The following is a 14,239-nucleotide window of genomic DNA, read 5'->3' as shown; positions in this document are numbered from 1 at the left end:
TGGGTTTGCTTGTTTCAGGACGGATCGACATGACTTATTGCGTGGGCATGTGCGTGGACGAGGGACTCGTGTTCCTGTCCGACACGCGCACCAACGCCGGCGTGGACCACGTGAGCGCCGCGCGCAAGATGGCTGTTTTCGAACAGCCGGGAGAGCGCGTACTCGTCCTGCTCGCGGCGGGCAATCTCGCCTTGACGCAGGCGGTGACGCATTTGCTCGTGGAGCCCTCCGATCCGAACGCGCCCACGCTGTATAGCGTCCAGACGATGGCGGAAGCCGCGCGCATCGTCGGCGATGCGGTGCGCGAGGTGCATCGGCGCGACGCGCTGTCGCTCGCTGAATTCAGCGTCGACTTCAATTGCAGCTTCATCCTCGGCGGACAGATCTTCGGCCAGCCGCCGCGACTCTTCATGATCTACGCGGCGGGCAATTTCATCGAATCGACGCGTGTGTCGCCGTATTTCCAGATCGGCGAATCGAAGTACGGCAAGCCGATCATCGATCGCGTGATCACGCCGTCGTCGCCGCTCGACGAAGCCGCCAAATGCGCGCTCATTTCGATGGATTCGACGCTGCGCTCGAATCTCTCGGTCGGTCTGCCGCTCGATCTGCTGGTCTACGAGAAGGACTCGCTGCGCGTCACGCGCTTCGCCACGCTCGACAACAACAGCGCGTACTACCAGATGATCAACAAGACCTGGGGCGAGCGTCTGAGGCAGCTTTTCGGCGAGATTCCGAACCCTTCGTGGACCGAGCTCGACAATGTTCCGCTGCGTCCGCGCGAGACGCGCAGCACGGTGCCGCGGCTCGTCATCGGCGATCTGCCGTGCCCGGGCGCGCCCGCGCAGACGCTCGCGCAAGACGTCGAATCGAACGGCAACGCGCCGCATCAGTGAGCGGCTTCAGGGGCACGGCAGCGGCAGCGCAATGCCCGACCTGACCGCTTGCATCTTTCGCGGCGAATCGGTGAGCACGGCCGTCATGCCGATACAGGCGGCGGCGCGATAATCGTCGGCGTTGTCGATGCCGATCGCGAGGATCGGGGTCTCGCCTCTGGTGCGAAAGCACTGCACCGCTGCGGGCGTCCAGAGTCTCGACGTCACCGCCGAGCGCGCTTCCCCGAGCGTGAACGTTTCGACCAATTCCATCTTTCTCGCATACTCGAACGCGGTCCATCTTCCGGGCGACGGTGCGTCCTTGCACGTGGATTCGAGCGCCACGTAGGCGAGGCGGGCGCGTGTCGCATCGCGCGACTCGAACAGCCGCGAACGTGCCTGCGGATAGGCCGAGAAGGCCCGTTGATAGGCGGCATCGGTCGAATAGATCAGCACGCGTGACCACGCGTTTTCCTCGTCCAGCACGCGCGCGACCGCCGCCGTCTGGGGTCCGGCGGGCAATGCCTTCATGTCGAGCATCACGGGTACGTCGGGCGGAATCACGCGCAACGCCTGCGCGAGCGATGGAATACGCAGCGCGTGATCGCGATACGGATAGCGCGTCACGCCGTTTCCATCGGCGAGGGCGAAGTTCCGTCCGGCGTCGAGATGTTGCAGCGCGCCGAAGTCGTGGTCCGCGACCGTTCCGTTGCCATCCGTGTTGGTCGAAAGATCGGCCGGGCGATAGAGCACCGGCACGCCATCGCGGGTGAGTTGCACTGTGAGCCAGATCGCATCGGCGCGATTGTGCAGCGCGCCCTGGATGGCGATCAGCGTGTTCTCCGGGTAATCGGCTGCGCCGCCGCGATGCGCGATGATCATCGGCAAGGCGGACGCGTGCGCAGTATCGGACCGATGCGCGGCTGTCGTGCAAGCGGTTGCGGCGATGCACGCGGCCATTGCAAGCGGAGCCAGAAGTCTTGAGCGAAGCGGCATTCAGCGAACCCCCGGGGCATTGAGATTCGGCCGATTCTGCCGCCGTTGTCCGGGCGGGATGACGCGCACGCGGTTGATTCAACACTTTGTTGCGCTTGCCGCTTTCGGACGCGAAAAAAAAACAGCCATCGGAAAACCGATGGCTGTTCGAGGATGCTGCTGTCCTTCCGGCGCGGCACTCGCGTGCCACGCCAGTCGGTTGTTCTTAGAACTTGTGGCGCAGGCCGATGAGCACCAGTTCCTGGTGGCTGCGGCCGCTTGCGAAACCGAAGTCGCTGATCGAAGCTTGCGCTTCTTGCGTCGAGCCGTCCGCGTTGCGCTGCGTGCCGCTTGCGTGCTGATACGCGCCGACAGCGTAGACGTCCGTGCGCTTCGACAGCGAGTAGTCCGCGCCGATCGAAACCTGGTGGTAGTTCGCCGACGTGTCGCCGCTGCCGTGCGTGTACGTGTAGCCCAGGCCGAGCAGCGTTGCCGGCGTCAGCTGGAAGTTCAGGTACGCGTTGGCGACGTTGAACTTCTCTTGTTCCGTGAACGTCGAGCTGCCGTCGTTCTTGTACTGAGCGAAGCTGTACGAAGCGCCGGCCGTGAACGGACCGAACACGTACTGGCCTGCGCCGCGCGCGATGGCGACTGCGTGGGCCGTCTGGTAGCCGACGTTGATCACCGTGTTGAACAGCGAATCCGACGACGGGCTGTTCCAGCCGGTGGTGCCGGTCGTGCGGCCAGCCGTCGGGTTGTTCACGTACAGGTAGCTGGCGGCCAACGAGAACGGACCGTTGCCGTACGTTGCAGCGGCACCCCAGGTCTGGCCCTGGCCGGTAGCGCCCGCGAGGTTGCTGAAGCCGTAGATGCCTTCGAACTGGAAGCCGGAGAACACCGGCGACACGTACTTGACGGCGTTGCTCACGCGCAGGCTGTTGTCGTAGTTGTCGACGTCGCCCGGCGTTGCGAAGGCAGCGCCCCAGTAGTTGTCGGCCGTGAGGCCCTGAACCATGTCGACCGACGGGTCATACTGACGACCCAACGTGACCGTACCCCACTGGTTGCCGCTCAAACCGACGAACGCTTGACGGCCGAACAGACGACCACCCTGGTTCGACTGACCCGTGCCCGGATCGAAGCCGCTTTCCAACTGGAAGATTGCCTTGAGGCCGCCACCGAGGTCTTCCTGACCCTTCAAGCCCCAACGCGGGCCGGACAGCGTGCCGTTGACCATGCCGAACAGATGGTCGCCGTTTTCGTTGGCGTGGCTCACATATGCGAGACCGGTATCGATCACGCCATAGAGCGTCACGCTCGTTTGTGCTTGCGCCGCGCCTGCTGCGCCGAGCAGCGCCAGCGAGAGGGACGTCAGTGCGATTCGTTTCATCGAATTCTCCACGCGAATGATTAATCGTTGTTGCCGGCGCAGAGAATAACGCAACGTTTCGTAACTTCAGAAACGAAAAAATATTGACTGTCTCGAAAAACACACACTTGGGCGTGAAGCCCGCCTGTCAAGGTTCTCAGGCAGTCGCAAGGGGAATTTTGGGAGACAGGGCTATCGCGGAAAAGTTCCGCGCGCAATCGGACATTTGAATCGGATTTTCCGGACGCCGATATTCGATTACTTGCTTTTCAAATAACAAATCGCTTTCCCGGCGCACGATCTTTCGGATTCGACGGACAGCCGCGCGACATAGCGCGCAAGCGCCTCAGCCTCGGTCGTTTTCACGCGCGGCATCGCGACGCGAAAGCAATGCGAGCGCCATTCCCGCGCCTGCCGCCACGAGCACCGCGCGCCACGGATGCCGCCGCACCGCAGCATTGGCATGCGATGCCTTGCGGCCAGCGCCGACCATCGCGAGCGCGGTGGCGCGCGTGGCCGTCGATTCGGCGCGCGCGAGCTTGCGCGACAACGCCAGCGCCCGCGCGACGGCGGATACCTTCTTGCGCGCCTGTCCCGTCAGTTGTTGCGCGTGTTGTGCGCGGGCGCCGATCGCGCGGCGCGCGATCGCGGTGGCGGGGGCATCGTCAGGAGCGCTTGCCGGCGTGAGCGGCGCGGCGGCGGATGCGGCGCCCGCGACCGGTACAGCCGTGCGCGTCGAGGCCGCGAGCAGCGAGCCAATCTTCGCGCGGCTGCCCGGCGGCACGCGGCCATTGTTCTGCTGTCCCCATGCGCCGCGCGGATCGTGCATTCGCGCGCGCGCCGCCGAAAATTCCGCGCCCAGCAGGAGCACGGCGGCGGAGAAGTACAGCCACATCAGCAGAACGGCGAGCGAACCCGCCGCGCCGAACGCGCTCGCGGTGCCCGCGTGGGTCAGATACAAGGCGAACAGCTTCTTGCCCGCCGAGAAAAGCAGCGCGGAGACGAGCCCGCCGACGAGCGCATCGCGCCATAGCACGGGCGCATCGGGGAGGAACTTCATCAATGCGCCGAACGCGGCGGTGAGAATCGCGAGCCCGACCACGAGCTGCACGACGTCGCCGACGATCACGAACGGCGAATTTGCCCACAGCCACATGCCGACCGCCTGAATCGCGGTATCGAGCACGAGCGAGACGATCAGCAGAAACGCGACGCCGAGCACGAGCCCGAACGACACGAGCCGCACGCGCACCAGCGTCATGATGCTGGAGCGCTGCTCGCCGCTCATCGGCCAGACGATGTTGAGCGCCGTGTTGAGCGATGAAAACGTCGCCGATGCACCGACCGCGAGCAGCACGAACGAGATGATCGCGGCGATGCCGGTCCCGCTGCTGCGATGCGCGTTCTCGACGATGCTCTGCACGCCCGCCGCGGCCTGATCGCCGATGAGTCCGTTCACTTGATGAAAAAGTTGCCCGCGCGCCGCCTCCGGTCCGAAGATCCAGCCCGCGACGGCGATCACCATGACGAGCGTCGGCGCGAGCGAGAACGCCGAGTAGAACGCGATGCTCGCGGCCATCGCGGCGCAGCGGTCTTCCGAGAACTGCTTCAGCGCGCCGAGCGCCCACGAAGCGTCTTTCTTCACGACCGCTTCGATCTTCTGGGTTGAGACGGAACTCATGGCGACCTCTCGGTTCGATGAATGGAGCGCGAATGTTTCACCCCGTCGAGCACGTTCCATTCCAGAACATGCGTGGCCAGGCGCGGCGCTTGCTAAAGCGACAAGGTTGCGTATGAAGTATTCGTTGCATGCAACGCGCGCAAGACCTGTGATTGGTGCAAATACCGTGTCAACCTGTCTGCGGGATGTAATCGGGCACCATATACTTTAGTAACCCAGTAACCCACATTACGACGCGCCGAGGGCAATCATGCTCCAAATGTCACGGCGACAGTTCCTCAAGGTCTCTGCGAGCACGCTCGCCGGTTCGAGCCTGGCGGCAATGGGCTTCTCTCCGGCTCCCGCGCTCGCCGAAGTCCGGCAATACAAACTGTCGCGCACCACGGAAACGCGCAACACCTGTCCGTACTGTTCAGTCGGGTGCGGCATCCTCATGTACGGTCTCGGCGACAACGCCAAGAACGCAAAATCGAGCATCATCCACATCGAAGGCGATCCGGATCATCCGGTCAATCGCGGCACGCTCTGCCCGAAAGGCGCATCGCTCATCGACTTCATACATAGCCCGAGCCGGCTGACGTATCCCGAGCATCGCGCGCCGGGGTCGAACGAGTGGAAACGCATCTCGTGGGAAGAGGCGCTCGATCGCATCGCCGAGTTGTTGAAGGAAGATCGCGATGCGAATTTCGTCGAGAAGACGCCCGACGGCAAGACGGTCAATCGATGGCTGACTTCGGGCTTTCTGGCGGCGTCGGCGGGAAGCAACGAAGTTGGCTATCTGACGCACAAGACGGTGCGCAGTTGGGGAATGCTCGCATTCGATAATCAGGCGCGTGTCTGACATGGCCCGACGGTGGCAGGTCTTGCCCCGACGTTTGGCCGTGGAGCGATGACGAACCATTGGGTCGACATCAAGAACACGGACCTGATTCTCGTGATGGGCGGCAATGCAGCCGAGGCGCATCCGTGCGGCTTCAAGTGGGTGACGGAGGCGAAGGCGCATCGGCGCGCGCGTCTCATCGTCGTGGACCCGCGCTTCACGCGCACGGCATCGGTCGCGGATTTCTACGCGCCGATTCGCACCGGCACGGACATCGCGTTCCTCGGCGGCGTCATCAACTATCTGCTCACGAACGACAAGATCCAGCACGAGTACGTGAAGAACTACACGGACATGTCGTTCATCGTGCGCGAGGACTTCGCGTTCAAGGACGGCGTGTTCTCGGGCTATGACGCGGAACATCGCAAGTACGACAAGACGAGCTGGGATTACGAGCGCGGCGACGACGGCTATGTGAAGACCGATCCGACCTTGCAACATCCGCGCTGCGTCTACAACCTGTTGAAGCAGCACTACGCCGCCTACACGCCGGAAATGGTGACGAAGGTTTGCGGCACGCCGACCGACAAGTTCCTCAAGGTCTGCGAGATGCTCGCGACGACCGCGGCGCCGAATCGCGCCGGCACGATTCTCTATGCGCTCGGCTGGACGCATCACTCGGTCGGCGCGCAGATGATTCGCACGGGCGCGATGGTGCAGCTTCTGCTCGGCAATATCGGCATCGCGGGCGGCGGCATGAATGCGCTGCGCGGGCACTCGAACATTCAAGGCCTGACCGATCTCGGCCTGATGTCGAATCTGCTGCCCGGCTACATGACCTTGCCGATGGAAGGCGAGCAGGAATACGAGGACTACATCAAGAAGCGCGCGTCGCAGCCGCTGCGGCCGAATCAACTGAGCTACTGGAAGAACTATCGGGCGTTTTACGTGAGCTTCATGAAGTCGTGGTGGGGCGATAACGCGACGGCCGACAACAACTTCGGCTATGACATGCTGCCGAAGCTCGACAAGTCCTACGACATGCTGCAGGTCTTCGAGCTGATGGCGCAGGGCAAGATGAACGGCTACATCTGCCAGGGCTTCAATCCGCTTGCGGCGGCGCCGAACAAGGCGAAGATCGGGCTCGGCCTGTCGAAGCTGAAATGGCTCGTCATCATGGATCCGCTCGCGACCGAGACGTCGGAGTTTTGGAAGAATCACGGCGAATTCAACGATGTCGATTCGTCGAAGATTCAGACCGAAGTGTTCCGTCTGCCGACGAGTTGCTTCGCCGAAGAGCGCGGCTCGCTCGTCAGTTCGTCGCGCGTATTGCAATGGCACTGGCAGGGCACGACGCCGCCGGGCGAAGCGCGAAGCGATCTCGAGATCATGTCGGGATTGTGGCTGCGCATGCGCAAGGCGTATCAGGAGAAGGGCGGCAAATATCCCGATCCGATCCTGAAGATGACGTGGCCGTACGCGGACCCGGAAAGCCCGACGCCGGAGGAAATCGCGATGGAGTTCAACGGCCGCGCGCTCGCCGACGTCACCGATCCGACCGATCAGACGAAGGTCCTCGCCAAACGCGGCGAACAACTGGCGAGCTTCGCGCAACTGCGCGACGACGGCTCGACCGCGAGCGGATGCTGGATCTTCTGTGGATCGTGGACGCAGGCGGGCAACCAGATGGGCCGGCGCGACAACTCCGATCCGACGGGCATCGGGCAGACGCTCGGCTGGGCGTGGGCGTGGCCGGCGAATCGGCGTGTGCTGTACAACCGCGCATCGTGCGATGTGAACGGCAAGCCGTTCGATCCGTCGAGAAAGCTCGTCGCGTGGAACGGGCGCGCGTGGGGCGGTCCGGATGTCCCCGACTTCAAGGTCGACGAACCGCCGGACAAGGGCATGAGTCCGTTCATCATGAATCCGGAGGGCGTGGCGCGATTCTTCGCACGCGACGGCATGAACGAAGGCCCGTTCCCCGCGCACTATGAGCCGTTCGAGACGCCGCTCGGCCGTAACCCGTTCTTCCCCGACAACAAGGCGGTGACGAGCAATCCGGCCGCGCGCGTCTTCCCCGACGATCGCGCCGCGTTCGGCACCGCCGACAAGTTCCCGGACACCGCGACCACGTATCGCCTCACCGAGCACTTCCACTACTGGACCAAGCACGCGCGGCTCAACGCGATCGTGCAGCCGCAGCAGTTCGTGGAGATCGGCGAGGAGCATGCGAAGGAAGTCGGCGTCGTCGCGGGGGATCGCGTGAAGGTGTCGAGCAATCGCGGGCATGTCGTCGCGGTGGCGCTCGTCACGAAGCGCATCAAACCACTGACTGTGGAGGGCAAGAAGGTGCACACCGTCGGCCTGCCGCTGCACTGGGGCTTCAAGGGCCTCACGCAGCCGGGCTATCTCGTCAACACGCTCACGCCTTCCGTGGGCGACGGGAACTCGCAGACACCCGAGTTCAAGTCGTTCCTCGTGAAGGTCGAGAAGGCATAGGGAGGACGAGATGGCTCTGCAATCGCTCGATATCAAGCGTCTCTCCGCGACGACCGTGCCGCAGACGCAAATACGCGAGCCGGTGACGGGCACGGTGGCGAAGCTCATCGACGTGTCGAAGTGCATCGGCTGCAAGGCGTGTCAGACGGCGTGCATGGAGTGGAACGACCTGCGCGACGATATCGGTCACACGACCGGCATCTACGACAATCCGCGCGACCTGACGGAGCATTCGTGGACGGTGATGCGCTTCACCGAATACGAAAATCCGAAGGGCGACCTCGAATGGCTGATCCGCAAGGACGGCTGCATGCATTGCGAGGATCCGGGTTGCCTGAAGGCGTGTCCTTCGCCGGGCGCGATCATTCAGTACACGAACGGCATCGTGGATTTTCACGAGGAGAACTGCATCGGCTGCGGCTATTGCATTACCGGCTGCCCGTTCAATATTCCGCGGCTTTCGAAGGAAGATCATCGCGTGTACAAGTGCACGCTATGTTCGGATCGCGTCGCGGTCGGGCAGGAGCCCGCGTGCGTGAAGACGTGCCCGACCGGCGCGATCATGTTCGGCACCAAGGTCGACATGCAGCAGCAGGCGGCCGATCGCGTCGAGGATCTGAAGGAGCGCGGCTTTGCTAACGCGGGCCTCTACGATCCGGCGGGCGTGGGTGGCACGCATGTGATGTACGTGCTGCATCACGCGGATCAGCCGGAGCTGTATCACGGGCTCGCGAAGGATCCGCACATCAGTCCGCTCGTGTCGATATGGAAGGGCGTGACGAAGCCGCTCGCGATGATCGGCATCGCGTTGGCGGCGTTTGCGGGCTTCTTCCATTACACGCGCGTCGGGCCGAACGAAGTCAGCGAGGAAGACGAACTCGAAGCGCATCGCGAAGCGGAAGAAGTGCAGCGTCGGCGTGAAGGCGGACAGGAGCGTACAGATGAAACACGATAGCGAACTGCGTGACGTGAAGGGCCATCGGCTGATCGTGCGCTACACGCCGAACGAGCGCACGAATCACTGGATCACCGCGATCACCTTCGTGCTGCTCGCGCTGTCCGGACTCGCGATGTTTCATCCGTCGATGGCATGGCTCTATGCCGTGTTCGGCGGCGGGCAATGGACGCGCATCCTGCATCCGTTCGTCGGCTGCGTGATGTTCATCTCCTTCATGATCCTTGCGCTGCGCTTCTGGCATCACAACTATCTGGACAAGAACGACGTCCAGTGGATGAAGCAGATGAACGACGTGCTCACCAATCGCGAGGATCGCCTGCCTGAGATCGGCAAGTACAACGCCGGGCAAAAGCTGTTGTTCTTCGTGATGGTGGCGAGTCTCGTGTTGCTGCTCGTGAGCGGCATCGTGATCTGGCGCAGATACTTCGCGTTCTATTTCCCGATTACCGTGATTCGTCTTGCATCCGTCGTGCACGCGGCGACGGCGTTCGTGCTGATCGTGTCGATCATCGTGCATATCTATGCGGCGCTTTGGGTGAAGGGTTCGATCGGCGCGATGACGCGCGGCACTGTCACGTATGGATGGGCGCGCAAGCATCATCCGCGGTGGTTCAGGGAGATGATCGGGAAGTAGAAATCCGGCGCGACGTTGGGCCAATACGTGCGGGGTGCGGTCCATTTCATATCCGTTTTGCTGATATGCTCGGTCGACCGTTCACCCCGCGAGGAAACCTTCCGTGGTCCAACGCATAGTCGAAGCCTCGCGAATCGAATCGCTCGATCCGTCGGCCATTCCGCGTTTGCGCATGCCGGAGCGCGCGACGATATTCGCCACGCGCGCCGCACGTCTTCGGCAACTCGCCGACGCAAGCAATCCCATCTCCGGTTATCTGCGCCTGATGGCCGCGCTCGCCGACGCCCAGCAGCGCGTGCTCGCGCATTTCAATGCGCCGATGCCCTCGCGCGAGTCCATCGAACTGAATCAGCGTCATTCGATGCCGATCGTTCCCGCGCTCACGGATGACCGCGATCCCGCCTGGCGCGACGTACTCTTCATGCTGCTCGACGGCATCGAAGCCGCCGGCGCGCTAACGCCCGCGCTCGCGCAACTCGTCGCCCGTCTGCGCGCGCTCGACGCCGCCGCGCTCGACGCCCAAGCCGACGCGATCCTCGCGCTGCGCTTCGCCGAAATCGATCCGGCCGCGGCGCCCCTCATCGCGGCCGCGCTGCAAGTCGTGTGGACCGATCTCGCCAGCCGCATCGACATGCGGGACGTGCCGTATCTCGACACGCCCGGCGTATGTCCCGTCTGCGGCTCGGTGCCGGTCGCGAGCATCGTGCGCGTGGGCGGCGCGTATGAAGGTTATCGCTACGTGCAATGCGGACTGTGCGCGACGGAGCTTCACGTAGTCCGCGCGAAATGCACGAACTGCGATTCGACCAAAGGCATCGCGTATCACGTGATGGGTACGGGCGACGAACCCGAGGAAGAAAAAACGGCGAAGGCGACAAGCGCGCCGCTCAAGGCGGAATCGTGCGACGAATGCGGCACGTATCGCAAGATCGGCTATCAGGAGAAGGCTTACGACTTCGAACCTTACGCCGACGATCTCGCGAGCCTCACGCTCGATCTCCTGATGGGCGATGCGGGTTTTCGGCGCGCGGCGCCGCATCCGTGGCTCTGGCCCGAACAACAGGAAGGCGATCGATGAGCGATGTCACAGGCGACGGCGGCGAGCTGCGCGCATTGATGGCTCGCGTGCCATCGGTCGAGCGCGTGCTGGCATCGGCGGAGTTCGAGGCGGTGATCGCCACGTACGGCCGCACGCAGGCGCTCGCCGCATTGCGCGCGACGCTCGATGCATGGCGCGCCGATGCGCAAGCGGGCCGCGCGTCCGTCGATGCACTGAGCGATGCGCAACTCGCGCTCGCCGTCGACGCGCGGCTCGCGAAACGCGCGCGCAGCAACGTGCGCAGCGTCTTCAACCTGACGGGCACGGTGCTGCATACGAATCTCGGCCGCGCGCTGCTGCCCGACGAAGCGGTGCGCGCGGTCGCCGAAGTGCTCACGCGTCCGGCGAATCTCGAGTTCGATCTCGACACCGGCGCGCGCGGCGATCGCGACGATCTCATCAACGGCCTCATCTGCGAGCTGACGGGCGCCGAAGCCGCGACCGTCGTCAACAACAACGCGGCCGCTGTGCTGCTGACGCTTTCCGCGCTCGCATCGCGCAAGGAAGTGATCGTGTCGCGCGGCGAACTCGTCGAGATCGGCGGCGCGTTCCGCATTCCCGACATCATGAATCGTGCGGGCGCGAAGCTGCGCGAAGTCGGGACGACGAATCGCACGCATCTGAAAGACTACGACGAAGCGATCAACGCGAAGACCGCGCTCCTGATGAAGGTGCATTGCAGCAACTACGCCGTGAGCGGCTTCACGAAGGAAGTCACGCTCGCCGAACTCGCGCCGCTCGCGAAAGCGCGGAACTTGCCGGTCGCGGTCGATCTCGGCAGCGGCACGCTGGTCGATCTCGCGCAATGGGGCTTGCCGCGCGAAGCGACCGTGCGCGAGACGGTCGCGGCAGGCGCGGATCTCGTCACGTTCAGCGGCGACAAGCTGTTGGGCGGGCCGCAAGCGGGCCTGATCGTCGGGCGCGCGGATCTCATCGCGAAGATCAAGAAGCATCCGCTCAAGCGCGCATTGCGCGTCGGCAAGCTCACGCTCGCGGCGCTCGAAGCCGTGCTGCGTCTCTATCGCGCGCCTGAAACGCTGGCCGAGCGTCTCACGACATTGCGTCTGCTCACGCGTCCCGCCGACGCAATGCGCCTCGCCGCCGAACGCATCGAACCTGCGTTGCAGCGCATGATCGGCGATGCCTTCACTGTCAGCGCCGAACCGATGTTCAGCCAGATCGGCAGCGGCGCATTGCCCGTCGACGTGCTGCCGAGCTACGGCCTCGCGGTGCGCCTCGCGAGCGGCAAACGCGCGGGCGGGCAACTCAATCGCATCGAGAAGCGGCTGCGCGAGTTGCCGCGTCCGGTCATCGGGCGCATCGCGGATGGCGCGCTGCGTCTCGATCTGCGCTGTCTCGAAGAAACCGATGAAGCCGCGTTCATCGCGCAGTTGGATGCAGGCGAGGACGCACGCGAATGATCGTCGGCACGGCGGGGCATATCGATCATGGCAAGACGACGCTCGTGCGCGCGCTCTCGGGCGTGGACACCGACCGGCTGAAGGAAGAGAAGGCGCGCGGCATCTCGATCGAACTCGGCTACGCGTACGTGCCTTTGGACGACGGCGGCGTGCTCGGCTTCATCGACGTGCCCGGACACGAGAAACTCGTGCACACGATGGCGGCGGGCGCGTGCGGCATCGACTTCGCCTTGCTCGTGATCGCCGCCGACGACGGCGTGATGCCGCAAACGCGCGAACATCTCGCGATCCTCGAACTGCTCGGCGTGACGCGCGGCGCGGTCGCGGTGACGAAGTGCGATCGCGTGGAGGCATCGCGCGTGCGCGACGTGCATGCCGAAATCGCGGCGTTGCTCGCGCGCGGCCCGTTGCACGGTGCGCCCTTGTTCGACACCGATGCGACTCAAGACGATGACGCGGGCGTCGCTTCGTTGCGAGCGTATCTTCACGATGCCGCCGCGCACTGGCGCACGCGCCGCGACGATGGCTTTTTCCGGCTCGCGGTCGATCGCGTGTTCACGCTGACGGGGCAGGGCACGATCGCGACGGGCACGGTGTTCGCGGGCCGCGTGAACGTCGGCGACATGCTGGCGCTCGCGCCGCGCGAATCCGGCGGCGAGCCCGTGCGCGCGCGGAGCATTCACGCGCAGAATCGCGCCGCAGAGACGGGCCGTGCGGGCGAGCGCTGCGCGCTCAATCTCGCGGGCATCGACAAGGATGCGCTCGCACGCGGCGACTGGATCGTGGATGCGCGGCTCGCGCGGGCATCCGAACGGCTCGATGTCGAACTGAGCTTGCTCGGCGATGCGCAACTCACGCTCACACATTGGGCGCCCCTGCATGTGCATCTCGGCACGACGCATCGCGTCGCGCATGTGGCGCTGCTCGAAGCGGATACGCTCGCTGGGGGAAACACGGCGCGCGTGCAGCTCGTCTTCGATCAACCCGTTTGCGCGCTGCCCGGCGATCGCTTCATCGTGCGCAACGCGCAGGCGAACCGGACGGTCGGCGGCGGGCGCGTGCTCGATCCGTTCGCGCCCGCGCGCAAGCGCCGCACGCCGGCGCGCCGCGCGTGGCTCGATGCGCTCGTCGCGATGCTGGATACCGGTCGCGCCGATGCGCTTTTCGACGAAGCGCCGTATGGCTTGCCGCGCTCGCTTGTCGAGCATTTGTACGGGCGCGGCCTGTCGCCCGAAGGCGTGCGCGCCGTGCCCACGTACGATGACATGCTCTACATCGCGTCGCGTCACTGGGATGCGCTCAAGGCGCGCCTGCTCGATGCGCTAGCCGCTTTCCACGAACGCTTTCCCGACGAGCAAGGCCCCGACGCCGCGCGTCTGCGCCGCATGGCCGCGCCGCTCGCGCCGGACGCGCTGTGGCGCGCGCTCGTCGACGATGCGGTGACGATCTGCGCGATCGCGAAGAGCGGGCCGTGGCTGCATCTGCCGTCGCATGCGGTGACGCTCGACGACAACGAGGAAGCGCTCGCTCGCGCGGTGCTCGCATCGCTCGAAGAAGGGCGTTTCGATCCGCCCTGGGTGCGTGATCTGGCGAAGGCGCAGGGCGTCGGCGAGGACGAGATGCGCAGGCTGCTCAGGAAGCTCGCGCGCCGCGGCGACGTGTATCAGGTGGTGCGCGATCTGTTTTATTGCCGCGCGTCGATCGGCGCGCTGGCGCAACTCGTCGCGCAATCGGCGCAAACGCAGGGCGGCGCGGTCGGTGCGGCCGCTTTCCGCGATGCGAGCGCGCTCGGCCGCAAGCGCGCGATACAGATTTTGGAGTTCTTCGACCGGGTTGGGTACACTCGATTCCACCGCGACCTGCACCTCTTGCGCGCCGATAGCCGCTGGCACGAGTCCGTCTGACGAT

Annotated in this window: 10 protein-coding genes; 7 read left to right on the top strand and 3 right to left on the bottom strand. The window is 64.5% G+C overall.

Annotated elements, in window-relative coordinates; genetic code table 11:
• Window positions 1-29: 29 nt before the first annotated feature.
• On the top strand, window positions 30-896 hold the full coding sequence (locus tag NCS00_RS19220; protein WP_008352816.1) for a proteasome-type protease: 867 nt from the start codon (window positions 30-32) through the stop codon (window positions 894-896).
• 6 nt (window positions 897-902) lie between these two features.
• On the opposite strand, the gene NCS00_RS19215 is transcribed toward NCS00_RS19220, so the two are convergent.
• From NCS00_RS19215 to NCS00_RS19205, 3 genes are all read right to left on the bottom strand, one after another.
• The gene (locus NCS00_RS19215) at window positions 903-1,835 is read right to left on the bottom strand and encodes a glycerophosphodiester phosphodiesterase family protein (RefSeq protein WP_008352817.1); all 933 of its coding nucleotides are present in this window, start codon (window positions 1,833-1,835) and stop codon (window positions 903-905) included.
• Between the two features lie 241 nt (window positions 1,836-2,076).
• Entirely contained in the window at window positions 2,077-3,240 is a 1,164-nt protein-coding gene (locus NCS00_RS19210; protein WP_008352819.1) for a porin, read from the bottom strand.
• A 325-nt stretch (window positions 3,241-3,565) separates the two neighbouring features.
• A complete protein-coding gene (locus tag NCS00_RS19205; protein WP_250440742.1) occupies window positions 3,566-4,900 on the bottom strand; it encodes a YihY/virulence factor BrkB family protein in 1,335 nt (444 codons plus the stop codon).
• 250 nt (window positions 4,901-5,150) lie between these two features.
• Between NCS00_RS19205 and fdnG the strand changes: the two genes are divergently transcribed.
• The 6 genes from fdnG (at window position 5,151) to selB (ending at window position 14,235) form a co-directional block, all read left to right on the top strand.
• The gene (gene fdnG, locus NCS00_RS19200; protein ID WP_250440741.1) at window positions 5,151-8,219 is read left to right on the top strand and encodes a formate dehydrogenase-N subunit alpha; all 3,069 of its coding nucleotides are present in this window, start codon (window positions 5,151-5,153) and stop codon (window positions 8,217-8,219) included.
• Window positions 8,220-8,229: 10 nt separating this feature from the next.
• Window positions 8,230-9,174 (top strand): formate dehydrogenase subunit beta, encoded by a 945-nt coding sequence (fdxH, locus tag NCS00_RS19195; RefSeq protein WP_008352823.1) that lies wholly within the window; start codon window positions 8,230-8,232, stop codon window positions 9,172-9,174.
• Entirely contained in the window at window positions 9,161-9,811 is a 651-nt protein-coding gene (locus tag NCS00_RS19190) for a formate dehydrogenase subunit gamma (protein WP_008352824.1), read from the top strand. Before fdxH ends, NCS00_RS19190 begins: the two co-directional genes overlap by 14 nt.
• Before the next feature lie 103 nt (window positions 9,812-9,914).
• Window positions 9,915-10,889 carry a formate dehydrogenase accessory protein FdhE gene (fdhE, locus tag NCS00_RS19185; protein WP_175979542.1) on the top strand — a complete coding sequence of 325 codons (975 nt, stop codon included), beginning with the start codon at window positions 9,915-9,917 and terminating at the stop codon, window positions 10,887-10,889.
• On the top strand, window positions 10,886-12,331 hold the full coding sequence (gene selA, locus NCS00_RS19180; protein WP_250440740.1) for an L-seryl-tRNA(Sec) selenium transferase: 1,446 nt from the start codon (window positions 10,886-10,888) through the stop codon (window positions 12,329-12,331). Before fdhE ends, selA begins: the two co-directional genes overlap by 4 nt.
• The gene (selB, locus tag NCS00_RS19175) at window positions 12,328-14,235 is read left to right on the top strand and encodes a selenocysteine-specific translation elongation factor (RefSeq protein WP_250440739.1); all 1,908 of its coding nucleotides are present in this window, start codon (window positions 12,328-12,330) and stop codon (window positions 14,233-14,235) included. The genes selA and selB overlap by 4 nt, the downstream gene beginning before the upstream one ends.
• The last annotated feature ends 4 nt before the right edge of the window (window positions 14,236-14,239 follow it).

The organism is Caballeronia sp. AZ1_KS37, from assembly GCF_023631165.1.
In the GTDB taxonomy this organism is placed as follows: Bacteria; Pseudomonadota; Gammaproteobacteria; order Burkholderiales; family Burkholderiaceae; genus Caballeronia; species Caballeronia zhejiangensis.
Note: the sequence above shows the minus strand (reverse complement) of the source record. Positions and strands in the feature narration are given on the sequence as shown.

Excerpts from the sequence above, each read along its gene's own strand:
- NCS00_RS19215 (WP_008352817.1), bottom strand. The coding sequence starts at position 1,835 with ATGGCCGCGTGCATCGCCGCAACCGCTTGCACGACAGCCGCGCATCGG.
- NCS00_RS19220 (WP_008352816.1), top strand. The coding sequence starts at position 30 with ATGACTTATTGCGTGGGCATGTGCGTGGACGAGGGACTCGTGTTCCTG.
- selB (WP_250440739.1), top strand. The coding sequence starts at position 12,328 with ATGATCGTCGGCACGGCGGGGCATATCGATCATGGCAAGACGACGCTC.
- NCS00_RS19210 (WP_008352819.1), bottom strand. The coding sequence starts at position 3,240 with ATGAAACGAATCGCACTGACGTCCCTCTCGCTGGCGCTGCTCGGCGCA.
- NCS00_RS19190 (WP_008352824.1), top strand. The coding sequence starts at position 9,161 with ATGAAACACGATAGCGAACTGCGTGACGTGAAGGGCCATCGGCTGATC.
- NCS00_RS19205 (WP_250440742.1), bottom strand. The coding sequence starts at position 4,900 with ATGAGTTCCGTCTCAACCCAGAAGATCGAAGCGGTCGTGAAGAAAGAC.
- fdxH (WP_008352823.1), top strand. The coding sequence starts at position 8,230 with ATGGCTCTGCAATCGCTCGATATCAAGCGTCTCTCCGCGACGACCGTG.
- selA (WP_250440740.1), top strand. The coding sequence starts at position 10,886 with ATGAGCGATGTCACAGGCGACGGCGGCGAGCTGCGCGCATTGATGGCT.